The organism is Sphingomonas ginsenosidimutans (genome assembly GCF_002374835.1).
Classification (GTDB): Bacteria; Pseudomonadota; Alphaproteobacteria; order Sphingomonadales; family Sphingomonadaceae; genus Sphingomonas; species Sphingomonas ginsenosidimutans.
In genome coordinates, this window is record NZ_NWVD01000002.1 from 259,276 (window position 1) to 281,475 (window position 22,200).

Here is a 22,200-nt window from a genome sequence, read left to right on the forward strand (position 1 = left end):
ATCCATGTTGCGCCACGTCACCATCGCCGCCGCGCTCGCCGCTACCGCGGCGCCCGCGCTTGCGCAGTCGAACGCGGTGCGCAGCATCTCCGCCTCGGACAAGGCGCAGGGCGCGCAAGCCAATCCGCAGCTGCTGGCCGAATTCGGCGGCCGCTATGACGGGCCGCAGGCCGCCTATGTCGAACAGGTCGGCAAACGGGTGGCGGTGCAGTCCGGGCTGTCGAACGCGGCAGGCGATTTCACCGTCGCATTGCTCAACTCGCCGGTCGAAAACGCCTTCGCGATCCCCGGCGGCTATATCTACGTCACGCGCCAGCTGCTCGCGCTGATGAATTCGGAGGCCGAACTGGCCTCGGTGATGGGGCATGAGGTCGGGCACGTCGCCGCGCGCCATTCCGCCGGCCGGCAGAAGACGGGGACGATCGCGGGCGTGCTGGCCGGCATCGTCGGCGCGGTGGCGGGCAATGGCGCGGTCGGCCAGCTGGTCGGCGCGGGGGCGCAGCAGGCGGCCGGGCTGTACACCCTCAAATACGGCCGCGATCAGGAATATGCCGCCGATTCGCTGGGGGTGAAGTACATCACCGCCGCGGGCTACGATCCCTATGCCGCCGCCGACATGCTGGCGCAGCTCAATGCCGCCACCACGCTCCAGGCGCGGGTCGCGGGACGCGATGCCAATGCGGTGCCGACCTGGGCCTCCACCCACCCCAACAGCATCGACCGCATCCGCCGCGCCGCGCGGCTGGCCGCGGCGACCGGGCGCCCCGACGTCGAACCGCTGCAGGACGTGGCGTTCCTGCGCCGCCTTGACGGGCTGCGCTATGACGATGACCCGCGCGAGGGCGTGATCGAGGGGCAGACGTTCCGCCATCCGGGGCTGCGGCTGCGCTTCACCGCGCCGCCCGGATATACGATCGCGAACGGGACGCAGGCGGTCACCGTCGCGGGCAATGGCGGCCAGGCGCAGCTGCGCACCGCTGCCGCGACCGGTGATCTGCCCGCCTTCATCGCGTCGCGTTTTCGCTCGCTCGGCGCGACGTCCGTGCCCGATGACGTGCGCACCGGCTCCGCCAACGGCCTTTCCTATGCCGTGTCCACCCTGCGCGCCGCCGCAAATGGACGCGCGGTCGACGCGACGATCGTCGCCTATCGCTTTCCCAATGCGACCAATTACTGGACGATCGTGACGCCGGCGGGCGCCGGAACGGGCGCGTTGCATCCGCTGGTCGCCAGCATGGCGCCGCTCTCCACCGCGGACGCATCGGCGATAAAGGGCAAGCGAATCCGCATCCTGACGGTGAAGAACGGCGATACGATCGACACGTTCTCGCGCCAGATGGCCTATCCGACGCTCCAGCGCGACCGCTTCCTGACGCTCAACGGGCTGGACGCGGATGCCACGCTTCGTCCCGGAATGTTGGTAAAGGTCGTGACGTCGGGCTGATCCGCCGCTAAAGCGCGGCGCCACCATGCACCGCCCCGCGCTCTCGGTCGTCATTCCCTGCTACAACGAAGAAGCCACGTTGCCGCTTCTCCATGCCCGCGTGTCCGCCGCCGCCTTCGCGGCGGTCGGCGCGGATCATGAGATCGTGCTCGTCAACGACGGCTCGCGCGACGACAGCTGGGCGGTGATGCAGGCGCTGGCGACCGCCGACTGCCACGTCGTGGCGATCAACCTGTCGCGCAACCATGGCCACCAGCTCGCGCTCACCGCCGGGCTGGATCTGTGTTCCGGGCAGCAAATCCTCATCATCGACGCCGATCTGCAGGACCCGCCCGAGTTGTTGACCGAGATGCGCGCGGTGATGGCGCGCGACGGCGCCGACGTCGTCTATGCCGTCCGCCGCCAGCGCGCCGGGGAGACGTGGTTCAAGAAAGCAACCGCCGCCGCCTTCTACCGTGTGCTCGACCGCGTCACCGACACCCCAATCCCGCTCGACACCGGTGATTTCCGCCTGATGACGCGCCGCGCGCTCGACGCGCTGCTCGCGCTGCCCGAACAGGCGCGCTTCATCCGCGGGATGGTGGCATGGGTCGGTTTCCGCCAGGTTCCCTTCCCCTATGACCGCGCGGAACGGCACGCGGGCGAGACTCACTATCCGCTCGCCAAGATGATCCGCCTCGCGCTCGACGCGGTCACCGGCTTTTCCACCGCGCCGTTGCGCTGGGCCAGCCATCTGTCGGTGATCCTGGCGGGCTGTTCGCTGCTGCTGCTCTTCTACATCGGCTTCGGCTATTTCAGCGGCGGGCGGGTACAGGGCTGGACCTCGACGATGCTGGTCGTGGTGGTGCTCAGCGCGATCCAGATGTTCGTGCTGGGGATGATCGGCGAATATCTCGGGCGACTGTATATCGAGGCGAAGCGGCGTCCGCTGTATCTGGTCGCCGATATCGCGGGCGTCGCGCACGGCCGCGCGACGCTGGGCTTCCAGGCGGAGGCGACGCGCATCCCCGACGCGCAGGTGGCGAGCGAAGCGCCTGCAGCGTAGCGCACCAGCGCAGGCTGGGGCCTTCATCGATCGGCGATACGCCTGCCGCACGAGATCCCGGCCTGTGCCGGGATGACGCGCGTTCCTTACGCCGCTTCCTCGGCATCCAGCCCATAGGCGGTGTGCAGCACGCGCACCGCCAGTTCGGTCTCGTCCTCGTGGATCAGCACGCTGACCTTGATCTCGCTGGTGGAGATCGCCTGGATGTTGATCCCACGCGCGCCCAGCGTCGTGAACATCGTGCTGGCGACGCCCGCATGGCTGCGCATCCCCACGCCGACGACGCTGACCTTCGCGACGCGCGTGTCGTGGACCAGATCGGCGAAGCCGATCGCGCCGCGCGCCTGGTTCAGCGCCTCGATCGATCGCGCCAGATCGGCGGCGGGGACGGTGAAGGTCACGTCCGTCGCGCTCGCCGATCCCGCGCTCTGGTGCGCGATATTCTGGATGATCATGTCGACGTTGATGTTGGCCGCGGCGAGCGGTTCGAAGATCGCCGCGACCGAGCCGGGCTTGTCGGGCACCGCGGTCAGCGTGATCTTCGCCTCGTTCTTGTCGTGCGCGATGCCGGTGATCAGCTGGCGTTCCACTTCGGTAATCTCCTCTTCGCCCACGATCATCGTTCCGGGCAGCGTATCCGCCATCGGTGCGTCGTCACCCGTGAAGGACGACAGCACCTGCACGCGGACGTTCTTCTTCATCGCCAGACCGACCGAGCGCGTCTGGAGCACCTTGGCCCCGACGCTGGCCAGTTCGAGCATCTCCTCATAGGTCACCTTGGCCAGCTTGCGCGCGCGCGGCACGATGCGCGGGTCGGTGGTATAGACGCCATCGACGTCGGTGTAGATGTCGCAGCGGTCGGCCTTCATCGCCGCCGCCATCGCCACCGCCGACGTGTCCGACCCGCCGCGACCCAGCGTGGTGATGCGGTGGTCGTCGGAAACGCCCTGGAACCCCGGGATCACCGCCACCTCGCCCGCCGCCAGACTGGCGTCGAGCGCGTCGGTGTCGATCTCGCCGATCCGCGCCTTGGCAAAGGCATCGTCGGTATGGATCGGCAATTGCCACCCCAGCCACGACCGCGCCGGCACGCCGATCGCCTGCAGCGCGATCGCCAGCAGCCCGCTGGTCACCTGCTCGCCGGAGGCGACGACGACGTCATATTCGCGCGGATCGTACAGCGGCGAGGCTTCGCGGCAGAAACCGACCAGCCGATCGGTCTCCCCCGCCATCGCCGAGACGACCACCGCCACCTGGTTGCCCGCCGCCACCTCGCGTTTCACCCGCGCGGCGACCGAGCGAATCCGCTCGATCCCCGCCATCGAGGTGCCGCCGAATTTCATGACGATGCGCGCCACAGCCTGTCCAAACGCCTTGGGATAGAAGGGGCGTCCTGATAGGAAGCACGCATGACCGACGCAAGCGTAACAACCGTAACCATTCCGCACCCGTCGATCGTCGCGGCGGAGGCGGCGCATTTCGGCAAGCTGGCGCAGGAATGGTGGGATCCCAAGGGATCGTCAGCGATGCTCCACCGGCTCAACCCGGTCCGGCTGCGCTATGTGCGCGGCGCGATCGACCGGCATTGGGATCTGGACGACGCCGGCTTCACCCCACTGGCGGGGCGCCGCGCGCTCGACATGGGGTGCGGCGCGGGGCTGCTGGCGGAGCCGCTGGCGCGGATGGGCGCGGCGGTGACCGCGGTCGATGCCGCCGCGGAAAGCATCGCGGTGGCGCGGCTCCACGCCGAAGGGCGCGGGCTGGCGATCGACTATCGCGCCGGCGGGGTCGAGGCGGTGGCGGGGGAGGCGTTCGACCTTGTTACCTCGATGGAAGTGGTTGAGCATGTCGCCGATCCGAATGCCTTCGTGGCGGCACTGGCGGCGGCGGTGGCGCCGGGCGGATTGCTGGTGATGAGCACGCCCAACCGCACATTGCTGAGCCGGGTCGCGCTGGTGGAGGCCGCCGAACGGCTCGGCCACATTCCGCGCGGCACGCATGATTGGGACAGGTTCCTCACCCCCGACGAATTGACCGCGACGATCGCCGATGCGGGGCTGGAAGTCACCGACGTTACCGGCCTGACGCTCGGGACCAAGGGGTTCGCGCTGGGCGGATCGACGGCGCTCGACTATTTCGTCACGGCGCGACGCGCGTGACGCTTAGCTGGGTTTCCGCACGACGCCGCGATCGACCATCTGCGGGCCGTTGCGGCGACACGCGGCGCTGACGACCGGATAATCCACGTCGGTGTTGCGCGCCAATGCAGCGGGCATCGCCGCCTGGCATTGCTGGATGGTGGCGTAGTGCGCCGGCTCGATTCGCGTCTGCGCGCAGTTGGTGACGCCGTCGCCGCAGCCCATGATCGCCAGAACGAAGAATACCGGTTCCATCGCCGCCTCCCTACGCCGCTGAAAACGCTCGATTCGCCGCACCGTTCCCGCTGTCGCCCGCGCGGTTGACGCAGCGCATCACGAAGACGACATGTCACGGCGATGCCCCCCGACACGATGATCCGTTCCGGCGCCGAGCGCCCCCTGCTGCCGACGCTGCGCCGTTTCCTTCCCGATCTGTGGCCCAGCGACGCGCCGGGGATGCGGCGGCGGGTGGTGGGCGCGATGGCGCTCGTCGTCCTGTCGAAGCTGGTGCAGGTCTATGGCGCGCCCTTCGCGTTGCAGGGCGCGGTCGACGGCATGGGGGTGGCGACGACGCCGGTGTCGCTGATCGTGCTGCTGGTCGTCGGCTATGCCGCCGCGCGGTTCGGCACCACCCTGTTCGACAATCTGCGCAATACCGTGTTCGAGCGCGTCGGACAGGAAGCGACGCGGCGGCTGGCGGCGCGCGTGTTCCGCCACCTGCACCGGCTGTCGCTGCGCTTCCATCTGGAACGGCGCACCGGCGCGGTGACCAAGGTGGTGGAGCGCGGCACCAAGAGCATCGACACGATGCTGTACTTCCTGCTGTTCAACATCGCGCCGACGGTGCTGGAACTGGTACTGGTGCTGGGCATCTTCCAGGTGAAGTTCGGCTGGCCGCTGGTCGCGGCGACGATCGTGATGGTGGTCGTCTACATCTGGTTTACGCGCGTCGTCACCGACTGGCGGTCGAGCCTGCGCGAGAATATGAACGACCTCGATACCGGTGCGGTCGCGCATGCGGTCGATTCGCTGCTCAATTTCGAGACGGTGAAATATTTCGGCGCCGAGGAGCGCGAGGCGCAACGCTACGACCGTGCGATGCGCGCCTATGCGCAGGCCGCGGTGAAGAGCGAGAACAGCCTGGCGTGGCTCAACATCGGCCAGGCGCTGATCACCAATGCGATGCTGGGTGCCGGGATGGCGTGGGTCGCATGGGGGTGGAGCCAGGGGCGCTTCACCGCGGGCAATGTCGTGCTGGTGTCGACATTGCTGGCTCAATTGTTCCGCCCGCTCGACCTGCTCGGCATGGTCTATCGCACTGTGCGGCAGGGGGTGATCGACATGGGCGCGATGTTCGACCTGATCGACACGCCGTCGGAGGTGGTCGACGCGCCGGGTGCGCCGCCGCTGGCGGTGGCGCGCGGGCATGTGCGGTTCGAGGCGGTCGAATTCGGTTACGATGCCGGGCAACCGATCCTGAAGGGCATCGACCTGGACGTGCCACCGGGCACGACGCTGGCGGTGGTCGGCCCATCGGGCGCGGGCAAGTCCACGCTCGCGCGGTTGCTGTACCGTTTCTACGACATCGGTTCGGGCCGGATCACCATCGACGGGCAGGACATCCGCGCCGTCACGCAGGATTCGCTGCGCGCCGCGATCGGTATCGTCCCGCAGGACACAGTGCTGTTCAACGACACGATCGGCTACAACATCGCCTATGGCCGTGAAGGCGCAAGCGAGGCCGATATCGCCGCGGCGGCGCGTGGCGCGGCGATATCCGGCTTCATCGAGCGCCAGCCCGAGGGCTATGCCACCCGCGTCGGCGAGCGTGGGCTGAAGCTGTCGGGCGGCGAGAAGCAGCGCGTCGCGATCGCGCGCACGTTGCTGAAGAACCCGCCGATCCTGATCCTGGACGAGGCGACCAGCGCACTCGACAGCCGCACCGAGGCCGAGATCATGGAAACGCTGGAAGCGATCGAGCGCGGCCGCACCACCGTGGTGATCGCGCACCGGCTGTCGACGATCGTTCACGCCGACCAGATCGTCGTGCTGGAGGCCGGCCGCGTCGTCGAACGTGGTAGCCATGCCGAGCTGCTGGCGCACGGCGGCCTCTATGCCGAGATGTGGGCACGCCAGGCCGCCGAAAGCAGCGAGGAAGCAGCGCAGGAAAGCGCGGCCGCATGACCGGGCACCGCGCCGCTTCGTTCAGCGGTACGACAGCAGCCTTGCCGCATCGTTCGGGTCGGTGCATCTGCCTGACATGTATTTCGCGATCACGAGGAGTTCGAATGCGCTCGCTGCTTGCCGCCGCCACCGCGGCGTTGATGACCACCACCGCCGTGTCGGCGCAGACGCTGCCCGCGACCAACCCCTTCGCCACGCCCAGCACGCTGCCGTTCCAGGCGCCGCCGTTCGACCGGATCAAGGACACCGACTATCTGCCCGCTATCAAGGCGGGCATGGCCGAGCAGCGCGCCGAGATCGCGCGCATCGCCGCCGATCCCGCAGCGCCAACGTTCGACAATACGATCGCCGCGCTGGAACGGTCGGGCCGGCTGCTGGAACGCGCCAACAACGCCTTCGACGGCGTCAACGGCGCCAACACCAACGACGTCCTGCAGAAGGCCGAGGAGGAACTGGCCCCGCTGATGGCGGCGCACAGCGACGCGATCAACCTCGACGCGAAGCTGTTCGCGCGGGTGAAGACGCTGTACGACCGGCGCGCCACGCTGGGATTGACGCCGGAACAGGCGATGGTGCTCAGCGAAACCTATCAGGACATGGTCCGCGCGGGCGCGCAGCTGTCGGCTCCCGACCAGCAGACGCTGCGCACGATCAACGGCCAGCTGTCCACGCTGGAAACCAGCTTCAAGCAGCGGCTGCTCGCTGCGGCAAAGGCGGGCGCGCTGGTGGTGGACGACAAGGCGAAGCTGGCCGGCCTGTCCGATGCGGAGATCGCCGCCGCGTCCGCCGATGCGACCGCGCGCGGGCTGGCGGGCAAATACGTCCTGTCGCTGCAGAACACCACGCAGCAGCCGCTGCTGGCGACGCTGACCGACCGGGCGACACGCGAGGCGCTGTTCAACGCCAGCTGGACCCGCGCCGAGAAGGGCGACGCCAATGACACGCGCCAGACGATCGCACAGATCGCGCAACTGCGCGCGCAAAAGGCCAAGCTGCTCGGCTTCGCCAGCTGGGCCGACTACAAGCTGGCCGACCAGATGGCGAAGAATCCGGCGACCGCGCTGTCGTTCATCCGCCAGATCGCCGCGCCGGTGGCGGTCGAGCAGAAGCGCGAAGCCGGAGAGCTGCAGGCGCAGATCAGGGCCGAGGGCGGCAATTTCGAGCTGAAGCCGTGGGACTGGGATTTCTATTCCGAGAAGCTGCGCAAGGCGAAGTACGACCTCAACCAAGACGAACTGAAGCCCTATTTCGAGATCGACAAGGTGCTGAACGACGGCGTCTTCTATGCCGCCAACCAGCTGTACGGCCTCACCTTCAAGAAGCGCACCGACCTGCCCGTCTGGCACCCCGACGTATCGGTGTACGAGGTGTTCGAGGAGGACGGCCGACCGCTCGGCCTGATGTATTTCGACTATTGGAAGCGCGACAACAAGAACGGCGGCGCGTGGATGTCGAACTTCGTCAACCAGTCGAAGCTGCTGGGCACGAAGCCCGTCATCTACAATGTCGGCAATTTCACCAAGCCGGCGGCGGGGCAGCCCGCGCTCATCACCTTCGATGACGTGACAACGATGTTCCACGAATTCGGCCACGCGCTGCACGGCCTGTTCGCGAACCAGGTCTATCCCAGCGTATCGGGCACCAACACCGCGCGGGATTTCGTCGAATTCCCATCGCAGTTCAACGAGCATTGGGCGCTCGATCCGAAGGTGCTGGCGCACTACGCGGTCGACTATCGCACCGGCAAGCCGATCCCGGCGGCGCTGGTCGACAAGATCAAGCGCGCCGGCACGTTCAATTCGGGCTATAGCTTCGGCGAGGCGCTCGCCGCGTCGCAACTCGACATGAGCTGGCATTCGCTGCCCGCCGACGCCCCGCGGCAGGATGCCGATGCGTTCGAGGCCAAGGCGCTGGCGGCGTCCGGCCTCGACACCAACGACGTACCGCCGCGCTACCGTTCCAGCTATTTCCTGCACATCTGGGGCAACGGCTATTCGGCCGGCTATTACGCCTATCAATGGACCAAGATGCTGGACGAGAACGCCTATTCCTGGTTCGAGAAGAACGGCGGTCTTACCCGCGCCAATGGCCAGCGGTTCCGCGACATGATCCTGTCGAAGGGCCATACCGAGGATTATGCGACGATGTTCCGCGCCTTCTACGGCAAGGATCCGGAAGTCGCGCCGCTGCTCAATGGGCTCGGCCTCGATGCCAACGGGAATCGCATCAACCCGTAACTGGCGCTTTCGTGCTCCTGCGAACGCAGGAGCCCGGTGTTGCGCGCGCCGCCATCGGTCGTCGCGCGCCGCGCTGGGTTCCGGCGTTCGCCGGAACCCAAACCAAACCTACGCCAGCAGGTCCTGGACCTCGGGATGCTTGTCGATATAGGCACGCACGAAGCGGCATTGCGGCACCACCTTCAGCCCGCGGTCGCGGGCGCTGTCCAGCGCGCTGCGGATCAGCTTCGATGCCACGCCCCGCCCCTCGATCGCGGCGGGCACCAAGGTGTGGGTGAAGACGATCGTATCGCCCTCCAGCTGATAGGCGGCGACGGCGCGGTGGCCGTCGACGGTGATCTCGAATTCCTGTTCGGAACGGTTGTCGTGCACTTGGGTCATCAGTTCGGTCCTGCCTCGGCCGGCACCGGCGCGTCCACCCCCTTGGCCGCGGGGGCGGCGACCATCGGCGCGACCGCGTTCGCGCCATCGCCCTCCACCCGGCGTTCGCACGCCGACAGGGCGGCCGCAGCGCCGAAGGTGAACAGGGCCAGATTGGGACGCGGGGACATGCGTTGCTCCTGACGGGAATATGAAGCGCCCTACGCGCCGCGCGCCCGTGCGTTCCACCCCCCCTCCCCGCCATCTCATCGGCGACGTCATCGGCGACGGCGGTTGTCCCCCGGCGCTCCCCGCCCTAGATGACGCCGCGATGGCCGCCATCAGCGATCCCGTCGCCGCGCTTCACCGCATCTTCGGCTTCCCCGCGTTTCGCGGCGTGCAGGAGGAGGTGGTCGCGCGCGTGCTCGCCGGGCAGCGGACGCTGGCGGTGATGCCGACCGGCGCGGGCAAGTCGCTATGCTACCAGCTGCCCTCCGCGATGTTGGAGGGCACGTGCGTCGTCGTCAGCCCGCTGATCGCGCTGATGCACGACCAGTTACGCGCGGCGCAGGCGGTGGGGTTGCGCGCCGCGACGCTGACCAGCGTGGACGAGAATCGCGCCGAGACGCGCGGGCGCTTCCTCGACGGCGATCTGGACCTGCTCTACGTCGCGCCCGAACGCGCCTCGACCGGCGACTTCCGCGAGCTTCTGGACCGCGGACGCATCGCGCTGTTCGCGATCGACGAGGCGCATTGCGTCAGCGAATGGGGGCATGATTTCCGCCCCGATTATCGCCTGCTCCGCCCGCTGCTGGACCAGTTCCCGGACGTCCCCCGGCTGGCGCTGACGGCGACGGCCGACGAACATACCCGCGCTGATGTCCTCGAACAGCTCGGCATCCCGCATGACGGGATGATCGTCGCCGGGTTCGACCGGCCCAACATCCGCTATACGATCACCCCGCGCGACAATACGCCGCGCCAGATCGCGGACCTGATCGCACGCACCCCCGGCCCCGGCATCGTCTATGTCCAGTCGCGCGCCGGAACCGAGAAGATGGCCGAATCGCTCGCGCGTACCGGCCGCCCGGTGCGCGTCTATCACGCCGGACTCGACGCATCCGTGCGCGCCGCCAACCAGGCCGCCTTCGTCGAATCCGAGGATATGGTGATCTGCGCCACGATCGCGTTCGGCATGGGGATCGACAAGCCCGACGTCCGCTTCGTCGCGCATGCCGGCCTGCCCAAGTCGATCGAGGCCTATTACCAGGAAACCGGCCGCGCGGGGCGCGACGGCGACCCGGCGGTCGCGCATCTGTTCTGGGGCGCGGAGGATTTTGCGCGCGCGCGCCAGCGGATCGCCGAGGTGGAACCCGCCCGCCAGGCGGGGGAGCGCGCGCGGCTGACGTCGTTGGGCGCGCTGGTCGAGACCGCGGGGTGCCGCCGCGCGATCCTGCTGCGCCATTTCGGCGAGCATCCGTCCGAAACCTGCGGCAATTGCGACAATTGCCTGAACCCGCCCGCCGCGATCGACGCGACGCAGGTGGCGCAGAAATATCTGTCGGCGGTGTTCCGCACCGGGCAGATGTTCGGGGCGGGCTATATCGAGCAGGTGCTGACCGGCCAGTCGACCGAGCGCAGCCTGATGAACGGGCATGAGGCGCTGTCGGTATGGAACATCGTCACCGCGGAGGAGCTGCGGCTGCTCAAGCCGGTGGCGCGCGCGCTGCTGCTGAAGGACGCGCTGCGCACCAATCCGCACGGTGGTCTGGAATTCGGCCCTGCCGCGCGGGCGCTGCTGAAGGGCGAGGCGACGCTGCCGCTGGTCGAGCCGCCCAAGCGCGAGCGGCGGCGGCGCGGCGCGGGCGGCGGTGCGGATGCCAATCCGGTCGACGATCCGCTGTTCGAGGCGTTGCGCGCCTGCCGCCGCGATCTGGCGAAGGAACAGGGCGTGCCGCCCTATGTCATCTTCCATGATTCGGTGCTGCGCGACATGGCGGCGATGCGCCCCGCCACGCCCGCTGCGCTGGGCCGGATTACCGGCGTGGGACAGCGTAAGCTGGACACCTACGGCGATGCCTTCCTGAAAGTGATCGCCGACCACTCGTAATGTCGATTCGGCTGGTTTACGGTCGCCGCATGCTCCGAACCATCGACCCCATGATCGCGGTCGCGCCGCAAATCCGTCCTGACGACCTCCCCGCCATCGCTGCGGCGGGTTATGTCGCGATCGTCAACAACCGCCCCGACGGGGAGGAAGCGGGCCAGCCGGACGGCGACGCGATCCGCGCCGCGGCCGAGGCCGCCGGGCTGTCGTACACCGCGATCCCCGTGACGCACGCGGGCTTCTCCTTTCCGCAGGTACAGGCGATGATCGCCGCGCTGGAGGATGCGGGGGGGCCGGTGCTCGCCTACTGTCGCTCGGGGACGCGCTCGTGCAACCTGTGGGCGCTGGCCGGCGCCGGGCTGGGCGAGGATCCCGACACGCTGACCGCCAAGGCGGCCGGCGCGGGCTATGACATTTCCGGCCTGCGCCCGCTGATGGACGCGGTGGCGCAGCGGCAGGGCTGAGGGCGCGACGATGGGGCTTGCGGCGTTGCTGGGGATCGGCCGACCCGATCGCATGATGCGCACGATCGACGAGGCGCTGGACGCCGCGCTGGACGCGCTGCCGGGGACGCAGGCGGTCGATGCGGTAATCTCCGCCGATGGACGCGCCGCACTGGTGCTGCTGTCGGACGCGCGGATCGCGCTGGTGCGCACCCGCGGGCGACGGGTGTCGGGGCGGGAGGTCGCATGGCCGATGCTGCGCCAGACCTATGACGGGATCGTCGTCGAAACCGGCGACCGGCGTTTCGGCGATGTGGCGTTGGTCGGGGTCACCGCGCTCGACATCCGCCGGCTGGGGCAGGCGCCGATGGCGCCGGCGATCGCCGAAATGGTCGCGATGGACGAACTGGCCGACGCCTGACGGCGGAGGGTCGCCGGACCGCGAGAATTTGTTGCCTGATCGTATCGGCTTGCATCCCGACCGTTCCCATTTCCCGCCGCTTTCCCTAAGGGCAGGACATGACCGACGAGCGCACCGCCACCGAGGACCGCAACATCCAGTTTTCCGAGCGCGAGGCGCTGCTGTTCCATTCGGAAGGGCGCCCGGGCAAGATCGAGATCGTAGCGTCCAAACCGATGGCGACGCAGCGCGATCTGGCGCTCGCCTACTCGCCCGGCGTCGCCGTGCCGGTACGCGCGATTGCCGACGATCCGGCGACCGCCTATGACTACACGGCCAAGGGCAATCTGGTCGCGGTCATCTCTAACGGCACCGCGATCCTGGGCATGGGCAATCTGGGCGCGCTCGCCTCTAAGCCGGTGATGGAGGGCAAGGCGGTCCTGTTCAAGCGGTTCGCCGACGTCGATTCGATCGACCTGGAGGTCGCGACCGAGGATGTCGACGCCTTCGTCAACGCGGTCGCGCTGCTGGAACCGAGCTTCGGGGGTATCAACCTCGAGGATATCAAAGCGCCCGAATGTTTCATCATCGAGCAGACGCTGCGCGAGCGGATGAACATCCCGGTCTTCCACGACGACCAGCACGGCACCGCGATCATCTGCGCCGCCGGACTCATCAATGCCTGTCTGCTGACCGGGCGCAAGCTGGAGGACGTGAAGGTCGTCGTGAACGGTGCCGGCGCGGCGGCGATCGCCTGCACCGAGCTCATCAAGGCGATGGGCGTGCGTCACGACAACGTCCTGATCTGCGATCGCACCGGCGTGATCTACCAGGGGCGCGACGGCGTGAACCAGTGGCAGTCCGCACATGCCGCCAGCACCGACCGCCGCACCCTGACCGAGGCGCTGAACGGCGCCGACGTGTTCCTGGGCCTGTCCGCCGCCGGCGCGCTCAAGCCGGAAATGGTCAAGGACATGGCGCCCGCGCCGATCATTTTCGCGATGGCCAACCCGGAACCGGAAATCCGCCCCGAACTGGCGAAGGCCGCGCGCCCCGACGCGATCGTCGCCACCGGCCGCTCGGACTATCCGAACCAGGTCAATAACGTGCTGGGCTTCCCGTTCATCTTCCGCGGCGCGCTGGACGTGCGCGCCACGGGGATCAACGATGCGATGAAGATCGCCGCCGCCAATGCGATCGCCGAACTGGCGCGTGAGCGCGTGCCTGAAGAGGTCGCCGCCGCCTATGGCGTCCGGCATTCGTTCGGCCCCGAATATATCATCCCCGCGCCCTTCGATCCGCGGCTGATGGAACTGGTGTCGATCGCGGTGGCGAAGGCGGCGATGGATTCGGGTGTCGCGACCAAGCCGATCCTCGACATGGCCGCCTATCGCGATGCGCTGCGCGCGCGGCTCAATCCGACCACGGCCGTCCTCAGCCTTGCCTATGAAGGCGCCAAGGCGCACCCCAAGCGTGTGCTGTTCGCGGAGGGCGAGGAAGAAGTGGTGCTGCGCGCCGCGATCGCCTTCAAGGAAGGCGGCTATGGCACGCCGGTGCTGGTCGGGCGCGACGACGTGTACGACCGGCTGCGCGAACTCGGAATCGCCAATCCGGAAGAATACGAACTACACAACAGCCGCGTGTCGCCACTGGTGCCGCGGATGGTCGATTTCCTCTACGCCCGCCTCCAGCGCCGCGGCTTCCTGCGCCGCGAGGTCGAGCGGATGATCAACCAGGACCGCAACATCTTCGGCTCCGTCCTGCTTCAGCTGGGCGAGGCCGATGCGATGATCACCGGCGTCACCCGCCCCTGGGCGCAGTCGATGCGCGAGGTGCGGCGCGTGATCGATCCGGTGCCCGGCCGCACCGCCTTCGGCATCCATGTGATGGTCGGCCAGTCGCACACCGTGTTCATCGCCGACACCACCGTCAACGAACGCCCGACGGCGGAGGAACTGGCCGACATCGCGGAACAGACCGCCGCGGTCGCGCGCCGCATGGGCCACGAACCGCGCGTCGCCTTCCTCAGCTATTCCACCTTCGGCAATCCGTCGGGCCAGTGGCTGGACAACATCCGCGAGGCGGTGACCGCGCTCGACAAGCGGCAGGTCGGCTTCGAATATGAGGGCGAAATGGCGCCCGACGTCGCGCTCAACCCGCGCCAGCTGGCGAACTACCCGTTCGCGCGCCTGTCGGGACCGGCCAATGTGCTGGTGATGCCGGGCCTGCAATCGGCCAATATCTCTGCCAAGCTGCTGCGCGAGCTGGGCGGCGACCAGATGATCGGCCCGATGCTGGTCGGCATGGAAAAGCCGGTGCAGATCGCTGCGATGACCGCGACCGCCAGCGAACTGGTGACGCTGGCGGTGCTCGCGGCCGGCGGGATCGCACGCTGATCGCCGGCCCTGCCGGCGCGGGCGGCGCGAACGATCGCGCCGCACTGGAGGAACTGCTGCTACGGCTCGACGACGACGGCGTCATGCTGTTGCCGGAGCTGGACGGCTTCCTCACCGGCATCGCGCTCAGCCCCGATCCCGTCCCCACCGCGCGCTGGATGCCGCGCGTGTGGAGCGGCGAGCCGCCGATGGATGACCCCGCGCAGCGTGCCCGCGCCGTCGCGCTGGTGACGCGCCACTACCAGGACGTGTGGCTGGCGGTGCAGGAACCCGGCGCCGTCTCCCCGATCCTCGATCATGACGAGCGGACCGGGGAGACATTGTGGGAGACGTGGATCGCCGGTTTCGATCTCGCCATGACATTGGCGCCCGACGGCTGGAACCGCCTGCGCCGGGCCACCGACCCGGCCGCGGTCGCGGCCTTCGCCGGGTTCAGCCGACTGATCGGTCATGCCGCCGATCCGGGCGAGCTGTCCGACGGGGATTATCAGGCTCTGGACGCGGAAGTTCCCGCGATGATCCCCGTTTGGGCTGACGCGATCGCGCAATGGCGCGACGAAAGCGATGCGCGCCGCACCACTGCAAAGCCGGGCCGCAACGATCCCTGCCCGTGCGGGTCGGGCCGCAAACACAAGAAATGTTGCGCCGCCTGACCGGGCGCGATCAGGGCAGCAGCAGCGATGCGTCGCCGTAGCTGTAGAAGCGATATCCCTGCGCGATCGCATGCGCATAGGCTGCCTGCATCGTCTCCAAACCCATCAATGCCGAGACCAGCATGAACAGCGTCGAGCGCGGCAAATGGAAATTGGTCATCAGCCCGTCGATGCCGCGGAAGCGGTAACCGGGCGTGATGAAGATCGCGGTGTCGCCCTCGAACGGGCGGATCACGCCGTCCTTGCCCGCGGCGCTCTCGATCAACCGTAGCGAGGTGGTGCCCACTGCTATCACGCGCCCGCCGGCGGCACGCACCGCGTTGAGGCGGTCGGCGGTGGCGGGGTCGATCCGCCCCCATTCGGCGTGCATCCGGTGATCGGCGGTATCGTCCGCCTTGACCGGCAGGAACGTCCCCGCGCCGACGTGCAGCGTCAGCGTCGCATGCTCGATCCCCGCCGCCGCCAGCGCCGCCATCAGCTCCGGCGTGAAATGCAGCGCCGCGGTGGGCGCGGCCACCGCGCCGGGTTCGCTCGCGAACATCGTCTGGTAATCGTCGGCGTCACGCGCGTCGGTGGCGCGCTTGCCCGCGATATAGGGGGGCAGCGGCATCCGACCGGCACGCTCCAGCAGCAGCTCGACCGGCTCGTCGCCCGCGAACTCCAGCGCCCAGCTGCCATCGTCCGCCCGGTCGCGCGCCGCCGCCGCGACCCCGGCGCCGAAATCGATCACGTCGCCGTCACGCAGCCGCCGCGCGTTGCGCACGAACGCGCGCCAGCGCCGCGGGCCTTCACGCTTGTGCAGCGTCGCACCGATCCGCGCCTCGCCGCGCGTCCCCTCCAGCTGCGCCGGGATCACGCGCGTGTCGTTGAACACTAGCAGATCGCCGCGCCGCAGCTGCGCGGGCAGGTCGCGCACGATGCGGTCGCCCAGCGCGACGGGCGTCACCACCAGCATCCGCGCGGCATCGCGCGGCGCGGCGGGGCGCAGCGCGATCCGCTCGGGCGGCAGCGCGAAATCGAACAGGTCGACCAGCATCGTCGTCGCGCGCCTCAGCGCGGGCGGGTGCTGGCCCGGACCGGCGGCTTGGCCTTCTTCGGCGTCGTGCCCGGCAGCGTCGGCAGCGTCGCGGGTGCGGTGATCGCGGGCGGCGGCGGGGCATAGGCGGGGGGATTGTCGCTGGCGATATAGGCGTGGAGCACCCGCGACGGATTGGCCGGCGGCTCGCCGCGTTCGATCGCGTCGACATAGGGCATGCCGGTCAGCACGCGGCCGAACACCGTGTATTTCCGGTCGAGCTGGAAGCGCGGCTGGAAGACGATGTAGAACTGGCTGTTCGCGCTGTCCTCCTTCTCCGACCGCGCCGCGGCGACCGCGCCGCGCACATGCGGGAGCGAGTTGAACTCGGCCGGCAGGTCGGGCAGCTGGCTGCCGCCGGTGCCGTCACCGCGCGGATCGCCGCCCTGCGCCATGAAACCGTCGATGACGCGATGGAACACCAGCCCGTCATAGAAATGCTGGCGGGTCAGCGTCTTCACCCGCTCGACCATCTTGGGTGCGACGTCGGGGCGCAGGAGTATCTCCACCCGCCCGCCGGTGGACAGGTCCAGCACCCAGATGTTGCTCTTGTCGGTGATCGCCGGCGGGGCTACCGGCGCCGCGGCGGCGGTGGTCTGCGCAATGGCGGGAAGAGTGACGAACGCGGCCACAAGGGCGGCGAGGATAGCGAACGGACGCATCGTGACTTTCGTTCGAGAAGCGGGAACCCGCGCGGTCCTAAAGCAAAAGCCGGCTTGCGCCAAACTGAATGGATGGCGCCCGCGCTCGGTCTATGGGGGCGGCGGTCAGCTGCCGCGCCGGCCGATCTTATCGACGCGCGCCACGACGTCGCGGCACACGTCGGGGCTGACGAACTTGGCGATATCGCCGCCGAACATCGCGATCTCCTTCACCAGCTTCGACGCGATCGGCTGCAACCCCACGTCGGCCATCAGGAAGACCGTCTCGATCCGGTCGTTCAGCTGCTGGTTCATGCCCGCCATCTGATATTCGTATTCAAAGTCGGCGACCGCGCGCAGCCCTCGCACGATCATGCTCGCCCCCTCGCGCTCGGCGAAGTTCATCAGCAGCGCGTCGAAACTGACGACATGGATCTCCCCGCCGATCGCCTCCACCTCGCGGCGGACCATCGCCATGCGTTCGTCGAGCGAGAACATCGGCGACTTGCTGGGGTTGGTGGTCACCCCGATCACCAGCCGGTCGACCAGCTTCGCGCCGCGCCGGATGATATCCATGTGACCCAAAGTGATCGGGTCGAAGGTGCCGGGGTAGACGCCGATGCGGGGGGATGCGGTCATGATGCTCGTCACCAGCAGGAGGGGATGGGTCGGCGTGCCGCACGTGCGACGGCCGCGTCGGTCACCGGTCGCGCTCCACGACGTAGCGGGCGATCGCGCGCAGGAGGTCGGCTTCGGTGCCATAGGAGCGCAGATGGTCGATCGCCTGGTCGACCAGCAGCCGCGACTGCTGGCGCGCGCGCTCGATCCCCAGCAACGAGACGAACGTCTCCTTGCCCTGTTCGCCGTCCTTACGCAGTTTCTTGCCCGCCAGCTTCTCGTCGCCCTCGACGTCCATCAGGTCGTCGACGATCTGGAACGCCAGCCCCAGGTCGTGGGCATAGCCGCGCAGGTGGACACGCCCCTCGGGCACCACGCCACCCAGGATCGCGCCCGCCTCCACCGCCGCGCCGATCAGCGCGCCGGTCTTCATCTGCTGCAGCCGGGTGACGGTGCCCAGGTCGAAATGCGCGCCGTCGGCGGCCAGGTCCATCGCCTGCCCCCCGGCCATGCCCGACGGGCCGGAGGCGCGCGCCAGATCGGCGATCAGTTCGGCACGGACGAACGGATCGGCATGGGTCGCCGGATCGGCTAGCACCTCGAACGCCAGCGCGTGGAGGCAATCGCCCGCCAGGATCGCGGTCGCCTCGTCAAACACCTTGTGCACCGTCGGCTTGCCGTGGCGCAGGTCGTCGTCGTCCATCGCGGGCAGGTCGTCATGGATCAGAGAATAGACGTGGATCGCCTCCAGCGCGGTCGCCACGCGGCCCGCGGCATCGCGCGACACCTCGAACAGCCGCGCCGTGGCGAACACCAGCAACGGGCGCAACCGCTTGCCCCCGCCAATCGTCGCATGGCGCATCGCGCGGTACAGCGGCGCGCGCGGATCGTCGGGCACCTTCAGCAACGCGTCGAAGCGGCGATCCATTTCGGCCGCGACTTCCTTCAGCGCGGCGTGCAGCGCCGGGTTGGCGGTGGTAACGACGGTCATCCGGCGGCGAACGGCTGCGTGCCGGCGGGCTTGCCGTCGGCGCCCAGGCGGATCGCCTCGATCCGCGCCTGCGCCGCGTCCAGCCGGTCGGCGCACCGCTGGCGCAGCGCGCTGCCGCGCTCGTACAGGCGGATCGCCTCCTCCAGCGGAGTATCGCCGGATTCCAGCCGCCCCACGATCTCCTCGAGTTCGCGCAAGCCCGCTTCGAACGACAGCGTCTCGATGTCCTGCTCCATCGCCCCGCTATGCGACGGGGCCGCCCCGGGGGTCAAGAACGGCGGCGCGAAACTGTTGCCGTCTCGCTGAACCTCGCACGGCGTGATACGTTGACCGCCACCATGTTCCAGAGCATCGACCCCGCGACCGGCACGCCCGGCGCCACCTTCGCCGAACTGACCACCGACGAGCTGGAGGCGCGCATCGCCCGCGCGCACGATGCCTATCGCCAGTGGCGGCGCGTCCCCCTGACCGAGCGCGCCGCGCTGCTCGAACGGATCGCCGAACGGTTCGAGGCGGACAAGCGCCGCCTGGCGGAAATCGCCACGCGCGAAATGGGCAAGACGCTCGCCTCCGCGATCGCCGAGGTCGAGAAATGCGCCGCGGGCTTCCGCCATTATGCGCAGAATGGCCCGGCGATGCTGGAGCCGGTGACGATCCAGACCGCCGCCGGCCCGGCCACCACCCATTACCTGCCGCAGGGGCCGGTGCTGGCGGTGATGCCGTGGAATTTCCCGTACTGGCAGGTGGTGCGCTTCGTCGCACCCACATTGCTGGCGGGCAATGTCGGGCTGCTCAAGCATGCCTCGCTGACGCAAGGGTGCGCCGCCGCGATCGAGGAGGCGATCATCGCCGCCGGCGCGCCCGCGGGCGTGTTCCAGAACCTGCCGATCCGCGCCGACAAGGTCGATGCGCTGATCGCCGACCCGCGCATCGTCGCGGTGACGCTGACCGGCAGCGAGGGGGCGGGGATGAAGGTCGCCGAATCGGCTGGCCGTGCGCTCAAGAAGGTGGTGCTGGAACTGGGCGGCTCGGACCCGTTCATCGTCATGCCGTCCGCCGACCTCGGCCAGGCCGCACAGGTTGCGGCCAAGGCGCGGGTGCAGAACACCGGCCAGTCGTGCATCTGCGCCAAGCGGATGATCGTCCACGCCGATGTGTACGACGCCTTCCTCGACCGCTTCTGCGCGGCAATGCGCGCGGTCACCACCGGCGACCCGATGGACCCCGCCACCGACATGGGGCCGCTGTCCAGCATCGAGCAGCGCGACACCGTACTGGACCAGATCGAGCAGCTGAAGGCCGCAGGCGGGCGCCTGCTGCTGGGCGGCGAGGCGCTGCCGGGGCGCGGCGCGTTCATGTCCGCCGGCGTCGTCGTCGACGTCCCCGTCGACCACCCGGTCGCGCAGGAAGAGGTGTTCGGCCCGATCGCCATGGTGTTCCGCGCCGACGACATCGACGCCGCGATCGCGCTGGCCAACGACGTGCCGTTCGGGCTGGGGTCGTCGGTATGGACCAACGACACCGACGAACAGGCACGCTTCGTCCGCGATATCGAAGCGGGGATGACGGCGGTGAACCGGATGCTCGCTTCTTCGCCGGAGGCGCCGTTCGGCGGGGTGAAACGGTCGGGTCACGGGCGCGAGCTCGGCCCCTACGGCCTCCACGAATTCATGAACCTGAAAACCGTGTTCGGCTGATCCCGGCGGCGGGCGGTCAGCCGCCTGCCGCTGCCCGCACCTCGATCAGCAAATCCTTGCGGCTGAGCTTGCCGATCATCGTCTTCGGCAGCGAATCGCGCACGACGACCGCATCGACCCGTTCATGCTTGCCCAATTGCGGGTTCAGCCACGCCATCAGCGCGGGGCCGCCGATTCCCTCGGCGGCCTCCTCGGCCAGTGTAACATAGGCACGCGGCACCTCGCCGCGATAGGCGTCGGGCATCCCGATCACCAGCGCCTCGCGGATCGCGGGATGGCGGTACAGGATCGCCTCGATCTGGCTGGGGAAGACCTTGAACCCGCCGACCGCGATCATGTCCTTCAGCCGGTCGACGATCGCGACGAACCCGTCGGCGTCGATCGTCCCGACATCCCCGGTCCGCAGCCAGCGCCGCCCCTCGCCATCGGTGGCGAAGGTGGTGCCGTCGGTATCCGGGCGGTTCCAGTAACCCGCCATCACCTGCGGCCCGCGCGCGACGATCTCGCCCGGCTGTCCCGGCAGGGCGTCGCGCGCCGGGTCTTCCTTGTCGACCAGCCGCAGGATCGTCGCGGGCAGCGGCTGGCCGATCGTTCCGGCCTTTTGCGCGCCCTCATAGGGATTGACGCTCAGCACCCCGCTCGATTCGGACAGTCCGTATCCCTCGACCAGGACCGATCCGGTCGCCGCCTCCCACCGTTGCTTCAACTCGGCGTTGAGCGGCGCGCCGCCGGAAATGCAGACGCGCAGTGACGAAAAATCGGTGCCCGCCAGCGCCGGATGATCCAGCAGCGCCTGGTACATGGTCGGCACGCCGGGCAGCGCGGTCGGGCGCGTGCGCGTGATCGCGGCCAGCGCCTGCTTCGCATCGAAGCGCGGCAGCAGCACCATCTCGCCGCCGGTCGCGATCGTCCGATTCATGACGCAGGTGTTGGCGAAGACGTGGAACAGCGGCAGCACGCCGAGGATCCGGTCGGTAGCGTCGCGATGCGGGTCGAGATCGGCGACCTGCCGCGCATTGGCCGCGACATTCGCATGGGTCAGCATCGCGCCCTTGGGCACGCCGGTCGTCCCACCGGTATATTGCAGCAGCGCGATGTCGCGCTCGGGGTCGATCGCGGCGGGCGGCGCATCGCCGCGATTGTCGATCAGCCGCGAAAAGGCGGTGACGCGCGGATCGTCGGGACGCGGCGCGGTCTCGGCGCGCTTGAACCACCGGTACAGCAGCGATTTGGCCGGCGGCAGCGCGCCCGCGACCGACCCCACGATCACCCGCTCCAGCGCGCTCTTGTCCAATACCGCCAGCGCGGTCGGCAGCAGTTGCGCCGCGGTCAGCGTGAACAGCACGCGCGTGCCCGAATCCTCGATCTGATGGCACAGTTCGTCGACGGTATAGAGCGGCGAGAGATTGACGACCGTCGCGCCCGCGCGCAGCGCCCCGTGATAGGCCGCCAGATAATGCGGCACGTTGGGCAGGAACAGCCCGACGCGGTCACCCTTCCCCACGCCGATCTGCGCCAGCCCGGTCGCGACGCGGCGCACCGCATCGGCCAAATGCGCGTAATCGTAACGCCGCCCCATGAAGTCGATCGCCGGCCGCGCGGCATGGCGCGCCGCCGATTGGTCGAACAGGTCGACCATCGACATCGGCGGATAATCGGTGCCCCAGGGCACCGGATGGCTATAGGCGCTGCGCCAGGCTTCCTCATCCGTCATTGACACGACTGTAAGCAAGCGCTGCGGGGACCGCAACCGCCGTCGGCATTCCGGCGC

Annotated in this window: 21 protein-coding genes; 11 read left to right on the forward strand and 10 right to left on the reverse strand. The window is 68.8% G+C overall.

The genetic code is table 11. The features are described 5' to 3' along the window. Positions 1–4 precede the first annotated feature (4 nt). Positions 5–1,444 (forward strand): M48 family metalloprotease, encoded by a 1,440-nt coding sequence (locus tag COA17_RS06770; protein WP_096611144.1) that lies wholly within the window; start codon positions 5–7, stop codon positions 1,442–1,444. Between the two features lie 25 nt (positions 1,445–1,469). Then, positions 1,470–2,489: a glycosyltransferase family 2 protein gene (locus tag COA17_RS06775; RefSeq protein ID WP_066488491.1), complete on the forward strand. Its 1,020-nt coding sequence runs from the start codon at positions 1,470–1,472 to the stop codon at positions 2,487–2,489. Positions 2,490–2,575: 86 nt separating this feature from the next. Here COA17_RS06775 and COA17_RS06780 read toward each other — a convergent pair whose 3' ends face one another. Continuing rightward, positions 2,576–3,847, reverse strand: coding sequence for an aspartate kinase (locus COA17_RS06780; RefSeq protein WP_096611146.1), 1,272 nt, complete (start codon positions 3,845–3,847; stop codon positions 2,576–2,578). Between the two features lie 51 nt (positions 3,848–3,898). On the opposite strand from COA17_RS06780, the gene ubiG reads away from it, so the two are divergent. After that, complete coding sequence (gene ubiG, locus COA17_RS06785) at positions 3,899–4,648, forward strand: bifunctional 2-polyprenyl-6-hydroxyphenol methylase/3-demethylubiquinol 3-O-methyltransferase UbiG (RefSeq protein WP_096611148.1); 750 nt, start codon at positions 3,899–3,901, stop codon at positions 4,646–4,648. A gap of 3 nt (positions 4,649–4,651) precedes the next feature. Here the strand turns inward: ubiG and COA17_RS06790 are convergent, their stop codons facing one another. Continuing rightward, the gene (locus tag COA17_RS06790; RefSeq protein WP_096611150.1) at positions 4,652–4,882 is read right to left on the reverse strand and encodes a hypothetical protein; all 231 of its coding nucleotides are present in this window, start codon (positions 4,880–4,882) and stop codon (positions 4,652–4,654) included. A 102-nt stretch (positions 4,883–4,984) separates the two neighbouring features. Here COA17_RS06790 and COA17_RS06795 point away from each other — a divergent pair, with 102 nt between their 5' ends. Both COA17_RS06795 and COA17_RS06800 read left to right on the forward strand, forming a co-directional pair. After that, positions 4,985–6,811 carry an ABCB family ABC transporter ATP-binding protein/permease gene (locus tag COA17_RS06795; RefSeq protein ID WP_096611152.1) on the forward strand — a complete coding sequence of 609 codons (1,827 nt, stop codon included), beginning with the start codon at positions 4,985–4,987 and terminating at the stop codon, positions 6,809–6,811. 104 nt (positions 6,812–6,915) lie between these two features. Then, on the forward strand, positions 6,916–9,048 hold the full coding sequence (locus COA17_RS06800) for a M3 family metallopeptidase (RefSeq protein ID WP_096611154.1): 2,133 nt from the start codon (positions 6,916–6,918) through the stop codon (positions 9,046–9,048). A 108-nt stretch (positions 9,049–9,156) separates the two neighbouring features. On the opposite strand, the gene COA17_RS06805 is transcribed toward COA17_RS06800, so the two are convergent. Both COA17_RS06805 and COA17_RS19310 read right to left on the reverse strand, forming a co-directional pair. Next, positions 9,157–9,429 carry a GNAT family N-acetyltransferase gene (locus COA17_RS06805; RefSeq protein WP_066488514.1) on the reverse strand — a complete coding sequence of 91 codons (273 nt, stop codon included), beginning with the start codon at positions 9,427–9,429 and terminating at the stop codon, positions 9,157–9,159. Then, on the reverse strand, positions 9,429–9,599 hold the full coding sequence (locus COA17_RS19310) for a hypothetical protein (RefSeq protein ID WP_156445768.1): 171 nt from the start codon (positions 9,597–9,599) through the stop codon (positions 9,429–9,431). Before COA17_RS19310 ends, COA17_RS06805 begins: the two co-directional genes overlap by 1 nt. A gap of 140 nt (positions 9,600–9,739) precedes the next feature. Between COA17_RS19310 and recQ the strand changes: the two genes are divergently transcribed. The 5 genes from recQ (at position 9,740) to COA17_RS06830 (ending at position 15,407) form a co-directional block, all read left to right on the forward strand. Beyond that, positions 9,740–11,518, forward strand: coding sequence for a DNA helicase RecQ (recQ, locus tag COA17_RS06810; RefSeq protein ID WP_096611156.1), 1,779 nt, complete (start codon positions 9,740–9,742; stop codon positions 11,516–11,518). Positions 11,519–11,547: 29 nt separating this feature from the next. Next, a complete protein-coding gene (locus tag COA17_RS06815; protein WP_066488545.1) occupies positions 11,548–11,979 on the forward strand; it encodes a protein tyrosine phosphatase family protein in 432 nt (143 codons plus the stop codon). Between the two features lie 10 nt (positions 11,980–11,989). Next, complete coding sequence (locus tag COA17_RS06820) at positions 11,990–12,379, forward strand: hypothetical protein (protein WP_141397039.1); 390 nt, start codon at positions 11,990–11,992, stop codon at positions 12,377–12,379. Positions 12,380–12,477: 98 nt separating this feature from the next. Continuing rightward, complete coding sequence (locus COA17_RS06825) at positions 12,478–14,754, forward strand: NADP-dependent malic enzyme (RefSeq protein ID WP_096611160.1); 2,277 nt, start codon at positions 12,478–12,480, stop codon at positions 14,752–14,754. 53 nt (positions 14,755–14,807) lie between these two features. Continuing rightward, on the forward strand, positions 14,808–15,407 hold the full coding sequence (locus COA17_RS06830; RefSeq protein WP_281253305.1) for a UPF0149 family protein: 600 nt from the start codon (positions 14,808–14,810) through the stop codon (positions 15,405–15,407). 10 nt (positions 15,408–15,417) lie between these two features. Here the strand turns inward: COA17_RS06830 and queA are convergent, their stop codons facing one another. From queA to COA17_RS06855, 5 genes are all read right to left on the reverse strand, one after another. After that, positions 15,418–16,443, reverse strand: a complete 1,026-nt coding sequence (queA, locus tag COA17_RS06835; RefSeq protein ID WP_096611164.1) for a tRNA preQ1(34) S-adenosylmethionine ribosyltransferase-isomerase QueA — start codon at positions 16,441–16,443, stop codon at positions 15,418–15,420. 14 nt (positions 16,444–16,457) lie between these two features. Next, a complete protein-coding gene (locus COA17_RS06840; protein ID WP_096611166.1) occupies positions 16,458–17,144 on the reverse strand; it encodes a peptidylprolyl isomerase in 687 nt (228 codons plus the stop codon). A 105-nt stretch (positions 17,145–17,249) separates the two neighbouring features. Further along, positions 17,250–17,762 carry a pantetheine-phosphate adenylyltransferase gene (gene coaD, locus COA17_RS06845; protein ID WP_066488533.1) on the reverse strand — a complete coding sequence of 171 codons (513 nt, stop codon included), beginning with the start codon at positions 17,760–17,762 and terminating at the stop codon, positions 17,250–17,252. A gap of 61 nt (positions 17,763–17,823) precedes the next feature. Next, positions 17,824–18,732 (reverse strand): polyprenyl synthetase family protein, encoded by a 909-nt coding sequence (locus COA17_RS06850; RefSeq protein ID WP_096611168.1) that lies wholly within the window; start codon positions 18,730–18,732, stop codon positions 17,824–17,826. Then, entirely contained in the window at positions 18,729–18,968 is a 240-nt protein-coding gene (locus COA17_RS06855) for an exodeoxyribonuclease VII small subunit (protein WP_066488537.1), read from the reverse strand. The genes COA17_RS06850 and COA17_RS06855 overlap by 4 nt, the downstream gene beginning before the upstream one ends. A gap of 102 nt (positions 18,969–19,070) precedes the next feature. Here COA17_RS06855 and COA17_RS06860 point away from each other — a divergent pair, with 102 nt between their 5' ends. Beyond that, positions 19,071–20,429, forward strand: a complete 1,359-nt coding sequence (locus COA17_RS06860) for an NAD-dependent succinate-semialdehyde dehydrogenase (RefSeq protein WP_096611170.1) — start codon at positions 19,071–19,073, stop codon at positions 20,427–20,429. A gap of 16 nt (positions 20,430–20,445) precedes the next feature. Here COA17_RS06860 and COA17_RS06865 read toward each other — a convergent pair whose 3' ends face one another. Next, a complete protein-coding gene (locus tag COA17_RS06865; RefSeq protein WP_096611172.1) occupies positions 20,446–22,143 on the reverse strand; it encodes a long-chain-fatty-acid--CoA ligase in 1,698 nt (565 codons plus the stop codon). Between the last annotated feature and the right edge of the window lie 57 nt (positions 22,144–22,200).